Annotated in this window: 2 tRNA genes; both read left to right on the forward strand. The window is 58.0% G+C overall.

Going from position 1 to position 219, the window contains the following annotated elements:
* Nucleotides 1–43 precede the first annotated feature (43 nt).
* Nucleotides 44–118 (forward strand) — tRNA-Gly (locus tag FGG79_RS21550).
* A 9-nt stretch (nt 119–127) separates the two neighbouring features.
* Nucleotides 128–216 (forward strand) — tRNA-Leu (locus tag FGG79_RS21555).
* Nucleotides 217–219: the final 3 nt, after the last annotated feature.

Here is a 219-nt window from a genome sequence, read left to right on the forward strand (position 1 = left end):
AGGCGTGGGGGTTCAAGTCCCTTCACCCGCACCATTACATTTCGCGGAAGTAGTTCAGTGGTAGAACACCACCTTGCCAAGGTGGGGGTCGCGGGTTCGAATCCCGTCTTCCGCTCCAGAACTTTTTGCCGGGGTGGCGGAACTGGCAGACGCACAGGACTTAAAATCCTGCGGTAGGTGACTACCGTACCGGTTCGATTCCGGTCCTCGGCACCAAAG

The sequence above is a fragment of the Bacillus sp. BHET2 genome (genome assembly GCF_005938125.1).
Classification (GTDB): Bacteria; Bacillota; Bacilli; order Bacillales; family Bacillaceae_B; genus Rossellomorea.